The organism is Bacillus massilinigeriensis (assembly GCF_900117315.1).
GTDB lineage: Bacteria > Bacillota > Bacilli > Bacillales > Cytobacillaceae > Bacillus_BE > Bacillus_BE massilionigeriensis.
On sequence record NZ_LT630337.1, the window covers coordinates 985,624 to 1,002,828 of the forward strand.

General features: G+C 37.0%; 16 protein-coding genes. 8 read left to right on the forward strand and 8 right to left on the reverse strand.

Annotated elements, in window-relative coordinates; genetic code table 11:
• Positions 1-104 precede the first annotated feature (104 nt).
• Positions 105-488, forward strand: a complete 384-nt coding sequence (locus tag BQ6100_RS05080; protein ID WP_075980640.1) for an Hsp20/alpha crystallin family protein — start codon at positions 105-107, stop codon at positions 486-488.
• A 66-nt stretch (positions 489-554) separates the two neighbouring features.
• On the forward strand, positions 555-1,610 hold the full coding sequence (gene selD, locus BQ6100_RS05085; protein ID WP_084780235.1) for a selenide, water dikinase SelD: 1,056 nt from the start codon (positions 555-557) through the stop codon (positions 1,608-1,610).
• A 54-nt stretch (positions 1,611-1,664) separates the two neighbouring features.
• Here selD and BQ6100_RS05090 read toward each other — a convergent pair whose 3' ends face one another.
• Together BQ6100_RS05090 and BQ6100_RS05095 are read right to left on the reverse strand one after the other, a co-directional pair.
• On the reverse strand, positions 1,665-2,606 hold the full coding sequence (locus BQ6100_RS05090) for an L-threonine 3-dehydrogenase (protein ID WP_075980642.1): 942 nt from the start codon (positions 2,604-2,606) through the stop codon (positions 1,665-1,667).
• 89 nt (positions 2,607-2,695) lie between these two features.
• Positions 2,696-3,883, reverse strand: coding sequence for a glycine C-acetyltransferase (locus BQ6100_RS05095; protein WP_173719811.1), 1,188 nt, complete (start codon positions 3,881-3,883; stop codon positions 2,696-2,698).
• A 218-nt stretch (positions 3,884-4,101) separates the two neighbouring features.
• On the opposite strand from BQ6100_RS05095, the gene BQ6100_RS05100 reads away from it, so the two are divergent.
• The 3 genes from BQ6100_RS05100 to BQ6100_RS05110 all read left to right on the forward strand — a co-directional run bounded on the left by BQ6100_RS05100 (position 4,102) and on the right by BQ6100_RS05110 (position 6,441).
• Complete coding sequence (locus BQ6100_RS05100; protein WP_075980643.1) at positions 4,102-4,635, forward strand: pyridoxamine 5'-phosphate oxidase family protein; 534 nt, start codon at positions 4,102-4,104, stop codon at positions 4,633-4,635.
• A 232-nt stretch (positions 4,636-4,867) separates the two neighbouring features.
• A complete protein-coding gene (locus BQ6100_RS05105; protein ID WP_075980644.1) occupies positions 4,868-5,836 on the forward strand; it encodes a processed acidic surface protein in 969 nt (322 codons plus the stop codon).
• Entirely contained in the window at positions 5,830-6,441 is a 612-nt protein-coding gene (locus BQ6100_RS05110) for a class D sortase (RefSeq protein WP_075980645.1), read from the forward strand. The genes BQ6100_RS05105 and BQ6100_RS05110 overlap by 7 nt, the downstream gene beginning before the upstream one ends.
• A 67-nt stretch (positions 6,442-6,508) precedes the next feature.
• Here the strand turns inward: BQ6100_RS05110 and BQ6100_RS05115 are convergent, their stop codons facing one another.
• The 3 genes from BQ6100_RS05115 to BQ6100_RS05125 all read right to left on the reverse strand — a co-directional run bounded on the left by BQ6100_RS05115 (position 6,509) and on the right by BQ6100_RS05125 (position 9,495).
• The gene (locus tag BQ6100_RS05115; protein ID WP_075980646.1) at positions 6,509-7,303 is read right to left on the reverse strand and encodes an ABC transporter ATP-binding protein; all 795 of its coding nucleotides are present in this window, start codon (positions 7,301-7,303) and stop codon (positions 6,509-6,511) included.
• Positions 7,278-8,309 carry an ABC transporter permease gene (locus tag BQ6100_RS05120; protein ID WP_075983442.1) on the reverse strand — a complete coding sequence of 344 codons (1,032 nt, stop codon included), beginning with the start codon at positions 8,307-8,309 and terminating at the stop codon, positions 7,278-7,280. Before BQ6100_RS05120 ends, BQ6100_RS05115 begins: the two co-directional genes overlap by 26 nt.
• 175 nt (positions 8,310-8,484) lie before the next feature.
• A complete protein-coding gene (locus BQ6100_RS05125) occupies positions 8,485-9,495 on the reverse strand; it encodes an ABC transporter substrate-binding protein (protein ID WP_075980647.1) in 1,011 nt (336 codons plus the stop codon).
• A gap of 412 nt (positions 9,496-9,907) precedes the next feature.
• On the opposite strand from BQ6100_RS05125, the gene BQ6100_RS05130 reads away from it, so the two are divergent.
• Entirely contained in the window at positions 9,908-10,555 is a 648-nt protein-coding gene (locus tag BQ6100_RS05130) for a glycoside hydrolase domain-containing protein (RefSeq protein ID WP_075980648.1), read from the forward strand.
• A 49-nt stretch (positions 10,556-10,604) separates the two neighbouring features.
• Here the strand turns inward: BQ6100_RS05130 and BQ6100_RS05135 are convergent, their stop codons facing one another.
• The 3 genes from BQ6100_RS05135 to pdxR all read right to left on the reverse strand — a co-directional run bounded on the left by BQ6100_RS05135 (position 10,605) and on the right by pdxR (position 15,456).
• On the reverse strand, positions 10,605-11,369 hold the full coding sequence (locus BQ6100_RS05135; RefSeq protein WP_075980649.1) for a TraR/DksA C4-type zinc finger protein: 765 nt from the start codon (positions 11,367-11,369) through the stop codon (positions 10,605-10,607).
• A gap of 180 nt (positions 11,370-11,549) precedes the next feature.
• Positions 11,550-13,874, reverse strand: coding sequence for an RNA polymerase recycling motor HelD (helD, locus tag BQ6100_RS05140; protein WP_075980650.1), 2,325 nt, complete (start codon positions 13,872-13,874; stop codon positions 11,550-11,552).
• Between the two features lie 181 nt (positions 13,875-14,055).
• Positions 14,056-15,456, reverse strand: a complete 1,401-nt coding sequence (gene pdxR / locus BQ6100_RS05145) for a MocR-like pyridoxine biosynthesis transcription factor PdxR (RefSeq protein WP_075980651.1) — start codon at positions 15,454-15,456, stop codon at positions 14,056-14,058.
• 131 nt (positions 15,457-15,587) lie between these two features.
• Here pdxR and BQ6100_RS05150 point away from each other — a divergent pair, with 131 nt between their 5' ends.
• Both BQ6100_RS05150 and BQ6100_RS05155 read left to right on the forward strand, forming a co-directional pair.
• Positions 15,588-16,013, forward strand: a complete 426-nt coding sequence (locus BQ6100_RS05150; RefSeq protein WP_075980652.1) for a GNAT family N-acetyltransferase — start codon at positions 15,588-15,590, stop codon at positions 16,011-16,013.
• 107 nt (positions 16,014-16,120) lie between these two features.
• On the forward strand, positions 16,121-17,173 hold the full coding sequence (locus tag BQ6100_RS05155; RefSeq protein WP_075980653.1) for a M42 family metallopeptidase: 1,053 nt from the start codon (positions 16,121-16,123) through the stop codon (positions 17,171-17,173).
• Positions 17,174-17,205 lie beyond the last annotated feature (32 nt).

The window sequence follows — 17,205 nt, forward strand, 5'->3', positions numbered from 1 at the left end:
GCCTCCCAAATATGCTCGTGATAATTATACACTTATCACATTTTAAAAAGAAATGAATACAAATGATAAGAGTATTTTAGGATATAAAAAATGGAGGCATATTTATGTCTAATTGGGATGAATCTTTTGATAGCATGAAAATTGAGAAATGGTTAGAAACTTATTTCCTCGATCCTTTAACGAGCTATCTCGACCAACATACATTTCGAATTGATATATATGAAACAGAGGAAGACTATATTTTAGAGGCATTATTGTCTGAATTTACAATTTCATCTATCACTGTTTTTCTTAATGGATGCCAAATTTCCATTTCCGTTGACCATGAAGGAAAAAATACTTCTCGAAGTGTTGTGTTTCCTAATAAGGTTACAGGGCAAAGTGTGAGTGCAACTTTTTCAAATGGTATATTAGAAGTCTTTATTCCTAAATACAAAATAGTTCCAACAAACAGGAACCGTTATATTAATGTAAAATATAAAAAATAACAAATAATACTGTCTATGTGAAATTCCTAACGATTCAAGTTATACTGGTAACAGGAGGTGGATAAGATGAGTGAACAAGAAAAAATTCGCCTAACTTCTTTGTCTACAAAAGCTGGCTGAGGCTGCAAAATTGGTCCTGAGGACTTGATGCAAGTTTTGCGTCTATTACCAAAGCAAGATCCTGTACCAGAACTACTTGTCGGCCATGAGACTTCCGATGATGCAGGTGTATTTCAGCTAACAGATACTATTGCTCTTATCCAAACGATAGACTATTTCACACCAATTGTTGATGATCCATATATGTTTGGGCAAATTGCTGCTGCAAATGCCTTAAGTGATGTATATGCAATGGGTGGAATTCCAAAGACCGTCATGAATATTGTCGGCTATCCTGTAAAAAAATTAGGAGCAGAAATGCTTTCAGAAATATTGCGCGGTGCAGCTGACAAGGTAAAAGAAGCGGGAGCTGTTACCGTCGGTGGACATTCCGTTGATGACCAGGAACCGAAGTTTGGCCTATCTTGTACGGGTATCGTTCACCCTGATAAGGTGTGGAAAAATGTTGGTGCTAAACCAGGGGATGTATTAGTTTTAACTAAACCAATTGGTGTAGGGATTATGACGACAGGAATCAAACGTTGCGCTGTTACTGAGGAACAGGAACAAAAAGTAACAGAAGTGATGGCTTTGTTAAATAAGTCTGCTGCTGAGGCACTGTTCTCCTATTCCCCACATGCGGTTACCGATGTAACAGGCTTTGGCTTATTAGGTCATGGAAGTGAAATGGCACGTGGAAGTCATGTTAGTTTAGAAATTTATTTGAATCAGGTTCCTGTTTTAGAAGGTACATGGGAATTAGCGAAACAAGGGATTGTACCTGGTGGAACCAAATCAAATCATAAATGGCTTGAAAAGGATGTCTTATATGAGGATATCTCTTTAGAAGAGCAGCTTGTCCTTTGTGATGCTATTACTTCAGGTGGACTGTTGGTTGCTTTACCTGAAAATGAGGCTGAAAAATACTTAGCAGATACTAAACAGATAGGATTATTGGAAAGCTCCATAATTGGACGAGTAGTGGAACAAAAGGATTACTTAATCGATGTAAAACGAGGCTAGAAGATAGCCTCGTTTTTTTGCTTAATAGAATGATTTGAACATATAAAAGGTTGATTAACTATTCTTGATATTTTTTAGCATATCGTCTGTCATTCTTTCTAAATCAAACTTTGGTTTAAACCCCCACTCTTCCCTAGCTGCCGAGGCATCGATAGAATTCGGCCAACTTTCTGCTATCTTCTGACGAACAGGATCCACCTCATATTTTATAAGAAACCCTGGGATATACTTTCTAATTTCTGTGGCAATAACTTCAGGTTCAATACTCATTGCGGTGACATTGTAGGAATTGCGATGCAATAACCTTGTTGAATCTGACTCCATTAAGTCAATAATTGCCTGTATAGCATCAGGCATATACATCATATCCATGAAGGTATTTTTATCAATATATGAAGTGTATTCCCCATTTCTAACAGCTTCAAAGTAGATTTCAACGGCATAATCCGTTGTTCCACCACCTGGAGGAGTCCGATATGAAATGAGTCCAGGGAATCGTAATCCTCTCGTATCCACCCCATATCGATGGTAATAATAATCACAAAGTAGCTCTCCCGCTACTTTATTGATTCCATACATCGTGGTTGGACGCTGAACGGTCACTTGAGGTGTATTATTTTTTGGTGTACTATGGCCAAATGCGCCAATGGAACTTGGTGTGAAAAATAGTGCACCAACCTCACGTGCCGTTTCCAAGGCATTCAACAAGCCACCCATATTTAAATTCCAAGCAAACAATGGATTTTTTTCTGCAGTTGCTGATAATAATGATGCTAAGTGGATAATTGAATCGATTTGATATTTCTTCGCGAGTTCAATCATTCGGGTCCCATCCATGACATCTAAAATCTCAAAATAACCTGATTGTGCAATCTCTATTGAATCCCTTCGAATGTCGGTTGCCACCACATGATCTATGCCATAGATTTCACGTAGCTTTAAGGTTAACTCTGATCCAATTTGCCCCAGAGCACCAGTGATTAGTATACGCTTCATCATAATCCCCCAAGTACAACCTGGGAATTGGACAATATTTATCCTCTCCCCTAAATATCGTTATACTTTATAGATATTATAATAATGTATTAAATGACCCCTATTTCTTTCCCAACTTTTTCATAAATGGCTATGGCTTGATCTAGCATAGCCGTTGTATGTGCAGCAGTAGGCATATTACGAACTCTTCCCGTTCCACTTGGAACTGTAGGGAATACAATCGCTTTTGCGTATACTCCCTCTTCGTATAAGCGCTTGCTGAATTCTTGAGTCTTTACTTCATCGCCTATGATGCAAGGAGTAATAGGGGTTTGACTTTTTCCGACATCAAATCCTAGAGCCGACAAACCTTTTTTCAAGTAATCGGCGTTTTCCCATAACCGTTCATTTAACTCGGTGCTATCCATTAGAATATCAAGGGAACAAATGCTTGCTGCAACGTCTGCAGGTGTCAAGGCGGTGGAGAAAAGAAATGGTCGGCTTCTTACCTTCAACCAATCAATCAGTTCCTTCTTCCCAGCGACATAGCCACCAACCACTCCTATTGCTTTAGAAAGAGTGCCAATTTGGAAGTCTATTTTTTCAGATAAACCAAAGTGCTTAACCGTTCCAGCTCCCTTTCCGAGGACACCTGAACCATGAGCATCATCTACATAGGTGACTAAATCAAATTGTTCAGCTATTTGAACGATTTCCGGTAGTTTTGCAATATCTCCATCCATTGAAAATACCCCATCAGTAATGACCATTACCTTATTATATTGACCGGACTCTGTTACTTCCTTTGCCTTCCTTCCTAAATCATCCATATCAGAATGTTTATAACGGATAATCTTTGACTTTGATAATCGACATCCATCAATAATTGATGCATGGTTTAATTCATCTGAAAGAATGGCATCATTTTGATCCATCACAGCAGAAATTGCCGCCATATTGCAGTTAAAACCAGATTGATAGGCGATCGCCGCTTCCGTATGCTTAAATAAAGCTAATTTTTCCTCTAATTGAACATGAAGCTTTAATGTGCCATTAATAGTTCGAACGGCACCTGAACCAACCCCATATTGTATAATCGCCTTCGTTGCCGCTTTCTTTAATCTTTCATCAGTTGCTAAACCTAAATAATTATTGGAAGATAGATTGATTAGTTGTTTTCCTTGTATTGTAATTATAGGTCCATTTGGGCCTTCGAGAGAATCAATGACATTGTACAGTCCTCTACCTTTTAAATCCTCTAGATTTTTCTTTAAAAACACATCTAATTTATTGGACATAATCCTTCCCCCATCCATCACATTACTAACTCCCATAAATTTCGAAATAACTTAGGAAAATCTATCTTCTTTTGTATCTTCAACCATTTTATTCATGAGCAGCAGCAAAAAACACTATAACAGACTCTCTCTTACAACCTATCATAATTTTTTTCTTTCCCTTTTCACTGGTTTATTCTACACTAAGTTTACTAGATTTTTACATTGGAGGGAAAGATATGAGACAACAAGATTTAGAATGGAATGTTCAAACTGAAATTGAGGATTTTTTATCAAAGGCGAAAACAGGTTATCTTGGGTTATCGGACGAAAATCAACCTTATGTGGTTCCGTTAAATTTTATTTGGACGAACAGTACGATTTATTTTCATGGAGCAGCTAAAGGCAGAAAAATGGATCTCATACAAAATAATAATCATGCATGCTTTACGGTTAGTGAGGATTTAGGAACGATGTCGAATCCAATCCCTGCAAAAACGGATACTGCTTATAAAAGTGTGATGGTTTTTGGGAAAGTGGAAATAGTAAAGAATTTAGAGGAAGCAACAAAAGCCATGCAGCTCCTTCTAGACAAATATGTTCCTGGTTATTATCAACAGCCTTTATCTAAAACACATGTCGAAAAATACCGCTCTTCTCTTGGAAGTAGAACATGTGTGTTAAAAATCAATATAGAGAGGTTAACTGCAAAGAAAAATGACCTAGATACAGCTACTATTTTTTATCCTGGAAAAACTGTTCAGAAGGATTAATCTTACGAGTGAAGGGACATTTCTTCCTTATATTACAGCAAAAGGTTAATCAAGACATTCCATTTTTTTGAGTTGCTTTTTTTAGCGAGAAGGTTACTGAAACTTTACTACATGCCTCTATTTGTACACATTGGAAGCAGATGATTATCTATTCTGTTTTTTTGGAAATAGGAGTATTTTTTTACCCTATTTACAAACAATACCAATACAGTACAAATGCGGAGGGACCCATATGAAAAAGTTTATCTTTTCAGTACTAGCTCTTTTCCTACTCTTCCCTTTATTCACAACGAGCGCACTCGCAGCCGTTTCAGAGCAAGAGGCCAATGAAGTGTTAGCGGAAAAAGGTTGGGAACGAGATAAATTTAATCAATTTCTCGATTATTATGAATTATCATTAGAAGACTTTGATTCTAAGGAAGATTTAAGCACAACCCTTGGCACTCCAATTAATGAGAAGAATCTCAATCGATTATTAGCGGATTATGGTTTTACACGAAAAGACCTAGACCAATTGCTTGGTGAATTTGGAATGACTGTTGATGATCACTGGTCCATAGAAGAACTTGATGCATCTATTGAATTCTACATAAATAACCAGGAGGACATTGATGAATTAGAGGATTTTATCAAGGCAATCGGAATTACAGATGAAGAAGGAGAAAGGCTCTTTAGTCATTTCGAGAAATTAGACCAATTGAAGCTTGAAGAGGAAATGGAAAAAATCGGTTCAAGACTTGAATCATTAATCATGCTTGACCCCGAAGCAGAGTTAACCAAAAAACAAATAGATGAAGTCATATCTGTCTGGGAAGACATCATGAAGATTGTAAATCTAAACCCTAAATTCTATTTAGTTGACGGCTCAACGAAGATACCTGTTTCCTTTCATACATTAGCGACCATGGAGGAATTCAACCATGACGCAATATATGTTCAGCTTTATGATATGAATGGCAAAATGCTTTTAGATATGCAAGTTTCTGCTGAGATGCTTTCAAGTGACTTTATCATTAATGCTGGAGGAAAGATAGCTGATATCGGTGAACTTGCTGGTGAATTAACAAAGCTTAGACATGGAAGTCTTCCTGATACTGCTTCACCATACGGATTATATCTGTTCATTGGAATGATCTGTTTCTTATGTGGAGCTAGTATGATGGTATTTAGAAAGCATAGGATGAAACAACCTGAATGCTAAAGAACCTTTTACAAAAATACAGTCCATCTTTTTTCATGGGGATTGGGATCATTCTCATATTCATAAATAGCATTCCTTTCCTTCAAAGCTTTCAAGCCATTGAAAAGGGGTCAAGACATGAAACTGTTCAATTAAATAGTCAATTGAACATAACGGGTCTAGATAAAATTCATCAAGTATACTCAAAGAAATTGAAAAAAGGAGAAAAGATTGGAGAGCTAACAATACCAAGGCTTAATGAGACCTACCCGATATATGAAGGAACGTCAAGTGACATATTAAAAAAAGGAGTGGGACATTATTCAAGAAGTGCACTCCCTGGTGAAGCAAATAACTCCATCCTTTCAGGTCATAGGGATACCTTTTTTAAAGGTCTTGAAGAATTAAAGAAATTTGACGAATTAATTGTTAAAACGAACGCAGGTAGTTTCCTATATAAAATAAAAAAGATTCGAATTGTAGATGACGAGGATCAAACTGTAATCACTCCAAAGCCAAAAGCGACTCTAACTGTCACTACCTGTTACCCCTTTTATTTTATTGGGAATGCTCCTAAACGATATATTTTAGTGGCGGATTTAATAACATCTAATCTAAGTCATTGAAAAAGGGATTTGAAGAACGTCCTCTATTATTAGAGGATTCCTCTTCAAGTCCCTTTTCTTCACCTGATTATGAAAGTAACGCGCGATCACTCGCCATTTGAGTTCCACGAATCCGTTGGAATTCATTTAATAAGGCTTCAATGGTTAAATCTTTCTTTTCTTCTTCTGAAACTTCTAAAATAATTTGACCCTTATCCATCATAATTAGACGATTTCCAAGGTCTAATGCCTGTTGCATATTATGTGTAACCATTAGTGTGGTTAAATGATATTTTTCCACAATTTCTTTTGTTAGATTGGTTATCAGTTCGGCACGAGACGGATCAAGAGCTGCTGTATGTTCATCTAATAATAGTATGGATGGTTCAGTAAAGGTTGCCATTAACAAAGACAAAGCTTGTCTCTCTCCACCTGAGAGTAGTCCAACCTTAGCATTCAATCGATTTTCAAGTCCAAGATGGAGTGTCCCAAGAACTTCCTTGAAATAATCCTTTCGCTTCTTAGTGACTCCCCTTCTTAATGTTCGTGATTTATTCCGAGAATAGGCCATCGCTAAATTTTCTTCAATTGTCATACTAGGTGCGGTTCCGGCCATCGGGTCTTGGAACACCCGACCAATGAGCTTTGCTCTTTTGTATTCTGAAATAGAGGTCACATCCTTATCATCTATAATGACCCTCCCAATGTCAGGAGTGAGTACACCGGATATCATGTTCATTAAAGTCGATTTACCAGCACCATTACTACCAATAACCGTAACAAAATCGCCTTCTTTTAAAGTCAAATTAATATTATCTAAGGCAATTTTTTCGTCCGGTGTGCCTTCGTTAAAAATTTTATGAATCTGATTTAAGTGCAGCACCGGTTTCACCCTCTCTGTCTGATTGTCTACAACCTATGCTATTGATTTCAGCCCTTCTAACAGCTTTTCTTCTTTTATCCTTTGAGGCATCAATAATTTTTGGTAAAACTAAAGCAAGAACAACAATAGTTGCTGTTATTAGCTTCATATCACCCGGTTCTAAAAACTCAACCCGCAATGCTAAAGCAACCACTATACGATAAATAATCGCACCACCAATTACAGCAAGAGTCGTCCTAGCAATCGTTTTTGTACCAAATAATGCTTCCCCAATAATAACGGAGGCCAATCCAATAACAATCATACCAATTCCCATACCAACATCAGCAAATCCACCTTGTTGGGCAATAAGAGCACCAGAAAATGCTACTAGCGCATTGGAAAGTCCTAAACCAAGAACAGTCATCGCATTGGTGTTCGCTGAGAAGCTGCGAATCATTCCTTTGTTATCACCAGTTGCCCGAAGAGCTAAACCAATTTCTGTTTGTAAAAATAAATCGGTAAGAATTTTTATAACGAACGTAAGGACGATCATACAAATTAAGATTCCCCACGTGCGCGGTAAGGTATCTCCTAACCCAATGGAGGTTAGGATTCCATTGAAGAACCCATCAATTCCTGTTTTATCCCATGCATCTCTTATCTTCGTCATTGCAGTTTCATTATTTAACAAGGGAACATTTGATTTCCCCATTATTCGTAAATTGATTGAATATAAGGCAATCATCATTAAAATACCAGATAGCAAAGAATTAATCTTTCCTATCGTATGAAGGATACCTGTAAAACATCCTGCTACAAACCCAGCAACTAACGCTACAAGGGTTGAAACAAAAGGATTGTATCCATTCACAATCATGGTTGCAGCAACCGCTGCCCCCGTAACAAAGCTTCCATCCACTGTAAGGTCAGGAAAGTCTAATATACGAAAGGTTAAATATACTCCTAAAGCCATAATGGCATAGATGATTCCGGATTCAAATGCCCCAAATATCGCTGTAAACACTAAAGAATCAGTCTCCTTCTTCATCCCATTTAACACGGGGAATAAGACCCCCACTTCATAAATATAAGTGGGGGTATCCATTATCTTTGAGGTATTTCTCTAAATCAAAAATGGTTTCTAAATACAAATCAGTTATGGTTATTCATTGGTCATTTTTGTTTTAACAAAAGAGACCTTATTCACCTTCATAGAACTCGCCTAAGTCCTTCCATTCGTCTTTAACAGTTACGCCTTGAGCCTCCGCGGCCTTTTTATTAATGACAAGCTTTAATGATTTTGGAAGTTCGACGTTGATCTCAGAAGCCTTTTTATTACCTTTTAAAATATCAGCCGCCATGATGCCTGATTGATAGCCGATGTCATAATATTCAAAGCCACTTGCTGCGATAGCACCCTTTTTCATTGAATCAAATTCTCCTGCGAATAAAGGAATTTTTTTGCTGTTTGCTACGGAAATTACTGATTCGAGTGCTGATACTACTGTGTTATCAGTTGGAATGTAAATTGCATCTACTCGACCTACTAATGACTCGGCAGCTTGTTTAACTTCAGCAGAAGTTGAAACAGAAGCTTCAACGATTTTTGCTCCCTTTGATTCTGCTATCTTCTTAACAGCATCAACTTGTACTTCAGAGTTTTGTTCACCAGCATTGTAAATTACGCCAATTTTCTTAGCACCGATTTGGTCGGTAATAAAAGTAATTGTTTTTTCAGTTGCTTCTGGATGATTATCTGTAGTACCAGTAACATTTGCCCCTGGTTTATCAAAAGCTTCTACAAGGCCTGCACCAATTGGATCAGTAACAGATGTGAAAACGATTGGGATTTCCTTTGTGGCATTTAAAGCAGCTACTGCACTTGGTGTTGCATTTGCAAAAATTAAATCCACTTTATCCCCAACAAAATTATTAGCAATTGTTTGTGTGTTGTTCATATCTGCTTGAGCGTTTTGTAAATCAAACTTAATGTTGTCTCCTTCTTTATAGCCTTGATCTTCCAATGCCTTTTTAAATCCTTCTGTAGCAGCGTCAAGTGATGGATGCTCAGCGAATTGAGTGATTCCGACCGTTACCACTTTTTTCTCTTCACCTTTTGTATCCTTTGAAGCTTTCTCTCCACCGCACCCAGCAAGTAGAAGTGTAGCACTTGCGATAACCGCAGCTAGAGCCTTTACAGGTTTTTTCATTTGAATCCCCCTAATACATAAATAATATTTTTGTAGTCTAGCATTTTCTTCACTTGAAATGCCAGTCATTGCCAAATAGTACTTAATTATCATTCATACTATTTTTTCTTTAATACTTACTCTAATAATATCAGTAATAGTAACACTTTAAAGTGATAAAAGTCAATAATATTCAGAAAATTATTTTTAATCGAAAAGCCAATTTATTAGTTCATTTGAACTATTGATTTTGGTAATGCAAAAGTAATGGTAGCGCTTTCTTCCAGACAATCTATGTTAATAAAATAGAAATTTTATGTTTGCTAGAATAGTATTTTCACTTACATACCTCCATCTTCCAATAGTAAGAATTTTTCCCTCCTTTGTTCATATAATTTAAGGTTAATATTTAACATTATAGGAGGTTAGAATATTGGCCTATTACTGGGGAGTGGACTCAGCCGCAAAGGTAACAAAGGAACTCTATGATTGTGTATTGAAGAATTTTGGAAAGCCAAGTTACTGGGGAAGATATCTTGCACCAATTCAGGGTGTCACTGAGGGATTACAAAGAGATGAAATTGAACTTTTGCATGCCAGTGGAACAAAAATTCTTCCTATATATAGTGCTTTTAGTGAGGCGACAGGCTACCCTTCCGGTCAAGTAGTCGCACAAAATGCAATTTATCATGCAAGAAGATTAGGCGTACCAAGCGGAAAGGTTGTTTTTGCAAATATCGAAAAGTATTTCCAAGTGGATGAGGCTTGGATACGTGGTTTTGTTAATACTATTTATACAAGTGGGTATAAAGCAGGCCTCTATCATGACCCCGTTACTGGAATGTTTAGTAAAGCGTTTTGTGATGCGGTTGCAAAGGATGCAAAAGCCGCCAATCAGGTCATACTTTGGAGTGCGGAACCAGATCAAGGTGTAACAAAGCCTAGGAATACACCGAATTTTCGACCAAGAAAGGTTCCTTGTAAAGGAAATGTCTGGGGATGGCAGTATGGGAGGGATGCCGATAAATGTCCTATTGATACCAATCTTATCAATTCCCGTTTTTTTGAAGCCCTATGGTAATGGAATCCAATAAGATTAATAACCATGAAAAAGCTGACTCTTTCGTAAGTCAGCTTTTTTCCTCTTCATCTTCAACATAAGGATCATGCTCAAAGGCGGGGAGATCTCCAAAGCTTGTCATAATTCCTTCCTCATCTAAAGCTTCCTCATAATTTTCGTGCTGATTATTCGGATATACCGTAATGTTTCGACCGTACATGTCATTTCCAACAAAGTTTTCGAAATCCTCCACATAACCTATTTTTTCCTCAGATTCTGTATAAGTATCGTCGTAATGATCCCGGGGAACGGCAAAATCAGAAGGTGATTCACTTGTACCGTAGCTGGCCACCTCCTGCCATGAATCCTCCGCATCAAAGGCAACATCTTCGTCCTGGTTGTCCATATCAAATTTACCAAACGGAGGCATGAGTACTCCTTCTTCAATTGGACGATCATGCGAAGTAACTTGGTCTGGGCTATGCTCCTTACAGTAAAGGGTTGTTGGTAAGGCCTCTAATCTCTCCAATGGGATTTCCTTACCACACGTCATGCATTTTCCATATGTCCCTTTTTCAATGGCTTCAATCGCTTGGTTGATATTAAGTATCTCAAGCTTATAATGCTGATTAATGGCAACATCCTTTTCTCTTTCATATAATTCTGTTGCCTCATCTGCTGGGTGATTATCATAGCTAGAAAGCTCACCAACCGACTCGTGCGCATGGCCGGATCGTAAATTTAAATTATCATTGATTTCCAAGTTCTTTTCGAGGTCTTTCTTTTCATTTATCAACTGGGAACGGAAGGTTGATAATTGCTTCTGGTTAAGCATGAAAGCCACTCCCTCCTCAAATTCATGGTCTTATTTTTTACCTTTTAATGAAAACCATGAATGTCAAAAGAAGGAAATCATATTGTAATCTCTAATTTGTTTTTTATTAATGCTAGCACATAACTATCAATAAAAAAGCCCACTCCCGCGTCAAAATAAATTGGGAATGGGTTATTAAAATTAGCTCATCTCATCAAAATACCCTTCAAGGTTCGCAAAAAATGGGCTATATTCTCCTACTGAAATTAGATGAAGCTCATGCATTGCTCTAGTACAGGCTGTGTAAAAAAGCTTTCTTTCACTTTCCCTGTAGTATTGATGAAGAGAAGCATCATGAATGATGACTGCATCGAATTCAATCCCTTTGGCTAAGTAGGAAGGTATAAAGAGAATCCCTTTTTCAAAGGTAATCGTCCCTTTTTCGATGAGCCAAGCCTTTTCTTTATTCGCAAAAGCCTCGTATGCTTCCTTACTCTCTTTTGCTGTTTTACAAATTACTGCAATTGTTTGATGCCCTTCCTCCTCAAGTTCTGCGATCTTTCTCCACATTTTTCTGTTCTGATCATCTTTATTACTAACCTTTGTTACAGTTGGCGTTTTTCCTTCACGATTAAATGCCTCAATTTCCTCTCCACCAGCAAGAATCCTTTTCGTAAATTCCACGATAGGTTTTGTTGAACGATAGCTTTTTGTCAATGTAACAACATCTATTTCCTCCTGTTCAAAGCCTGCATCTGATAATATAAGAGTCTTGCCCAAGGTATGAGAATAAATCGCCTGGTTCATGTCACCTAATAACGTTAATTTGCTGTATGGAAAAATCTGTTTGATATAAGCAAATTGAAAGGCTGAATAATCCTGAGCCTCATCAATAAATACATGTCTTATCCCCGAATTTGTTCTCCTACCTTCGATTAAATCCTGTAAATACATGTAAGGTGTCGTATCCTCATAGTTTAGGCTTGATTTTGCTAAAGATTTTAATGTAATCTGACAAATATCACTCCATTGGTTTGGCTGATTAGGCCAGTTTTCTTTTCGGAAGAGTTCGCTATATAATTTTTTCATATGAATAAATTCAAGATTTTTAACCTTTTTCACGATTGTTTTAAAATATCGATTCACAACCATTTTAGAAAGATACAACTCTTCTTGATCAAAGTCATCAAAGGTTTCTTCGGTAAATTGTTGATTTTTCTGCAGGGCTTTATAGGCATTCACTAAATCCTCTTTCGATAAAAACTGAATCTCCTCTTTAACCCAATCCGCTTTATTCTCTAATTTAGCGAATTTCCTTAGCTCCATTAACAACCAATCCTTTACCATAACTATTCGATTGGGTATGGAATATGATTGGTTTAATGAGTAAAAATAATCCTTGATCTGCTGACTTGAGATAAGTGTTTTGCCGCGGAATGAAATATTCCTGAAAGAAAGACCATCTTTTGATAATTCCTTTGCATAATCATCAATCATCCCCTTAAATTGGAGGCTTGCTTTAAACTGTATACTATGAACTCTTGTTTCATAGCTTTCAGCGTCACGGGTCGACAGAAGATATTCCATTTGCATAAAAGGATCCTCCACCCGATATTTTTTCGCAAGGCGATGGTTAATATATTCTTGGAATGTTCCTTGCCTCATATTTTCTTCACCTAGCTCTGGTAAAACAGTTGCAACATAGCTGTTGAACAATGGATTTGGAGAAAATAGCATAATGTTTTCTGATTTAATCGTATTTCGATATCGATAAAGTAAATAAGCGATTCTTTGCATGGCAGCTGAAGTCTTGCCGCTCCCTGCAACACCTTGGACGAGCAATACCTTGCTTTTTTCATTTCGAATAATTTGATTTTGCTCCTTTTGGATGGTCGATACGATGCTTTTCATTTGAGTATTTGCGTTATTCCCCAACACTTCTCTAAGCATCTCGTCCCCAATGGTGACACCTGTATCAAACATACCTTCAATTCGGCCATCTCGGATAATATATTGACGTTTCAGGGTCATCAACCCCGTAACTGTCCCATCCATAATTTCATATTTTGAAGGACCTGGAGAATAGTCATAATACATGCTTGAAATCGGCGCTCTCCAATCATAAATTAGAAAATTCTCTTCTGTATTATCTAATAAAGAAGTAATCCCGATATAAATCCTTTCCATCTCGTTCTCCTGATCCTCTTGAAAATCAATCCGTCCAAAATAGGGAGAATTCTTCAAGCGATGAAGAGTTTTTATCGTTTGTTTAATATGCCCTTGATTCCGCTCACGCTCTGAAAGAAGTTCTGCTTGTTGTTTAATACTAGTGAATGTTTCAATGACATCATCTAGTTCATCCAAATTGACGGTTACATCTTGCCAAAAACTTTTGCGAATTTCTTGAACATCTGAACCAACTTTTTGAACATGTGTCTCTAATTGATTTATTTTTCGATCGACTTCGCTTATGACAGAATCAACACGTGTCTTCTCCTGTTGCATTTCGATTTTTTCTTGATCCATTAATCCATCACTCCAAGCTCGTTTTTTCACTTTAAACCATTGACAAAAATATTGATTTGTGTTAATGTTATTATAGGATTATTTTAATAATAATCGATTTATTAAATAGAAAATTAAACCGCTCTTCAGTCTAGCATCTTTCTGCTAAGATTTCAAGAGCGGTTTTTGTATTATTGTTCAACTATTTCCATGCCTCATATAACAGTCGAACTCCCTCTTTAATTTCCTCTTCACTGAGCCCTCCAAATCCTAATAAAATATGTGGTTCTGTATTTACAGCAGCTTCAAGATAATAAACAGAGGTGGGGTAAACCTTCACCGTTCTTTTTTCTGCTTTAATAATGAGTTCTTCTTCACTCATGTTTAGATGAATCTGTAATAATAGGTGCAAGCCTGACTGCTCTCCGATTATGGTGACCTCATTACCGAAATAATCCTCTATGGACCGAACAAGAGTCTTTTGCTTTTTCCGATACAATGTCCTCATCTTATTAAGATGTCTTTCCCAATGACCTTCTTTCATAAAGAGCTCTACCGTTTTTTGATGGATTCTTGATACAGTTTGTTTTTCAAAGGAGAATTCATTTTTATATTTTTCGATTAAATGGTTGGGTAATACCATATAGCTCAGTCGAATTGAAGGAATGAGGGATTTTGAAAACGTCCCTAAATAGATCACCCTCTCATGGCTGTCCAATCCTTGCAAGGATGGAATTGGTTTTCCACGATAACGAAACTCACCATCATAATCATCCTCCACAATATAGGCATTATTTTTAAAGGCCCACTCTAATAATTGAGACCTCTTTTGAATCGACATCACCTTACCTGTCGGAAATTGGTGTGATGGTGTCACATAAACAAGATTGCTTGAATGTTTTTTCAACTCTTTCAGATCAATACCATCGTCCTCCACCGAAATAGGAAACACATGAATACCGTAGGAAAGAAACATTTCCCGAGATCGATGATATCCAGGATTCTCCATTGATATCCTCCAGTCTTTCCCCATAATCCTACACATCATGCTCACTAATAATTGCGTCCCTGCACCAATCACTATTTGATGTGGCTCACACCGTACTCCACGAGAGTGATATAAATATTTGGAAATTTCTTCACGAAGACCCCATTCTCCTTGTGGATGACCCCTAAGCAATAATTCCTTTTGGTCATTACTTAGACATTCACCCGTTAACTTTTTCCATATAGAAAAAGGAAAGTGATCTAGATCCACATAACCTTGGTTAAAATCATATTTTATTCTTGAGGTAGGTCTCTCCTTTTCTATTTCCTTCCATTTAATACTTTGCTTCACATGATTATCCGGCAGTTTTTCTATATGGGCGACAAATATACCGACTCGTTCTCTACTGTATACATAACCCTCAGCCAATAATTGCTCATAAGCATTTTCCACAGTATTCATACTAACCTGTAAATGCTGAGCAAGCTTTCTTTTGGAGGGTAATTGCTCATCCGGCTCCAGCTTGTCCTTTTTAATTTGATTCTTGATATACTCATATAACTGCATATATAATGGCTTCTTTTTATCTTCATAAAAATTTGGAGTGATATCCATTTGTATAGCTCCCCTTTCCTGACCCCATCAAAATTTTAAAAATTGGCACTTTTGATGATATCAGTATTCCATTACAATCATTTTGAAAGAATTTTTTGAAAAAGTAAAGAATGATTATTGGAGGGTTCCAAATGGAAGAAATTAAACAATTGGTCACGAAAGAGGAATTACTAGAAGGTTTTTCAGTTATGAAGGAATTACGGTCACATCTTGAGGTTGACGAGTATTTTTCATTATTAAAATCAATGATAAAAGAGGGCTATAAAATGTTTGGTCTTTACCATTCAGGTAGAATTGTGGCAGTTGCTGGTGTTTGTATCATGACAAACCTTTACCATGGAAGGCATGTTTTTATATATGATTTAGTAACCACCGAGAGAGAACGTTCAAAAAACTACGGAGCAAAGCTGCTTCGTTTCATCGAGAAATGGGGAGCAGAACAAGGTGCTAAAGCCATAGCCTTAACCTCAGGCCTACAAAGATTAGAGGCTCATCGATTCTATGAAAAGAAAATGAACTTCGAACGTACAAGTTTTGCTTTTAAGAAAGGAATATAATATATCTCTTTTCCCTCGCCAATATTGGTTTTATTTGTAAAAAGGTCTATAATAATATTTGAGTTTTTCAGATATTTATGGATTTTAGTTGAGAGGGGAAAACGTTAATGACCTATCCAGATGTGAATGAAACAATGCAACTTTTAAAAGAGCTAGTATCCATCCCTAGTCCCTCAGGCAAAACCGCTGAAGTGATTACGTTTGTTGAAAATTATCTTACTAATCTTGGGGTAGAAACAAAAAGAAACCGAAAGGGCGGATTAATCGCCACCTTACCTGGTATTAATTCAGAAAATCATCGAATGCTGACAGCCCATGTAGATACTTTAGGTGCCATAGTAAAAGAAATCAAGCCTTCTGGAAGATTAGCCATCGACCAAATCGGTGGTTTTACATACCATTCGATTGAAGGAGAATATTGTCAAATACAAACGATCACTGGGAAAGTATATACAGGTACAATTCTCATGCATCAAACATCTGTACATGTATATAAGGATGCTGGCAAAGCAGAAAGAAACCAGAAAAATATAGAGGTTAGAATTGATGAAGTCGTTCACAATGCTGATGATGTTCGGAATCTGGGGATAAATGTTGGAGATTTTATTTCCTTTGATCCCCGTGTAGAAATTACAGAAAGCGGATTTATTAAGTCACGTCATTTGGATGATAAGGCAAGTGTAGCCATTTTACTACAATTAATTAAGCTAATGAAGAGTGAAAATATCATTCTCCCATACACCACTCATTTTCTCATCTCCAATAATGAAGAAATAGGTTACGGAGGGAACTCAAATATTACTCCAGAGACCATCGAGTATTTAGCAGTTGATATGGGTGCAATTGGTGATGGTCAGCAAACAGATGAGTATACCGTCTCCATTTGCGTTAAAGACTCCAGTGGGCCGTATCACTATGAGCTTAGAAAAAAATTAACCCAGATCGCTGAAGAAAATGGGGTTAAATATAAACTTGATATATACCCTCATTACGGTTCAGATGCATCAGCAGCAATTAGAGCTGGACATGATATCGTCCATGGATTAATTGGTCCTGGAATTGACTCATCCCATGCCTATGAACGAACACATCAATCATCCATCGAAAACACAAGTAAATTACTATACCATTATCTTCAATCGGAAATGAACCTCAAATAAGTAAGTACTTAAGGAGCTCAATAAGTTGGGCT